Origin of the sequence: Thalassotalea sp. G20_0 (assembly GCF_017744175.1) — a bacterium.
Classification (GTDB): Bacteria; Pseudomonadota; Gammaproteobacteria; order Pseudomonadales; family Endozoicomonadaceae; genus Endozoicomonas.
Window position 1 is genome coordinate 1 of sequence record NZ_JAGHQV010000237.1, and the last position, 1,143, is coordinate 1,143.

The following is a 1,143-nucleotide window of genomic DNA, read 5'->3' on the forward strand; positions in this document are numbered from 1 at the left end:
CATTTGGGCTAGTTTAGCCTCAAGCCTGATCGCATAGGGTTCCCGTTTGTCCTGAGGCTTTTCATACCATTGTTCTGTGAATTCAGTTGCCTTGAAAAAGGCGGTCAACTGTTCCAGTGTCCAGTTCTTTATAACAAGGCCGGTGTCCGTGAGGGTAAAATCCGGTTTTTGGAGTACAACCGGTTCACCATCGGGTGGCATGACAGTAAGCTTTTGATTCCTGAATTGATACTCTGTTTGTTTAAGCTCGAACAGTATGGCCGTGATAAAGTGCCACAGGCGTTCCTGGCCCAACATGACGTGATCGCCATCAACAATCACGCCTCTTTCATCATCAGTTGCTACCCGGTTTGAAAAGCAGAGATCGGGTATATCGATGTGTTCAGGCAGATAGTGGTTTGTCAGTAACATTCCTTCCAGTAACCGTTGCTGAGTAGCTACATCAGGAGCGGCTTCAGGTTTAGCCTGGTATTCAAGACAAGCATCCATGACTAGCTGCATTTTGTGTGGTCCGAGTACCCGATGTAACCCGTGCCATTGTGAGATGGTGGGCACGGTTTTGAATAGCTCATCCATCTTATCCGCGTATTTTGAGCGGTTATCTTCTGATTGTTGCCAGAGAATCTCCAGCATTATGCGTTTCGACAGCGTGTACTCAAATCGCTCGCCAAGCTGTTGGCAAAGTGGTTTTAATGCATACCACTGTTCCTGAGTTGGGGGTGGCTTAAGGTTTCTGCACAGTTCAAGGTATTCCTGCATCTCAGATTCAGGGAGCTGCGTTAGTGCAAATTTTGTTAAAGCCAGTGGTGCAGGAATGGATAATGCCTGAGTGAGTAAGCCTTTGCAGCGTGGATTTTCACGATATTTTTCAATCCAGAACGGGATACCAGTTCCTCCATGGATAGCCAATATCGGTAGCAATGATTTCAGCGCAGCACGAACAGCCACTCTGTCATGTCGAGAACTCTTGTGGGCAGCCAGATATTGTTGGAATTCGGCAATTTTCATGCGCCATTTTGCGGGTCCAGAGAAGAACAGAGCCAATGCTTTCATTTGACTTGATTCTAAAAGATCTTCATCACTATTGTCGTCTCCATGTTCAGTACAACCATGCTGATTAAGACATTGGCGAAGTGTTTTCTC

The 1,143-nt window shown here is 46.4% G+C and carries 1 protein-coding gene; it reads right to left on the reverse strand.

The window, feature by feature from the left end; translation table 11 throughout:
• Positions 1 to 1,053 (reverse strand): hypothetical protein (locus J7438_RS25775; protein ID WP_209278893.1); only part of this gene is annotated, 1,053 nt, incomplete at its 3' end.
• Positions 1,054 to 1,143: the final 90 nt, after the last annotated feature.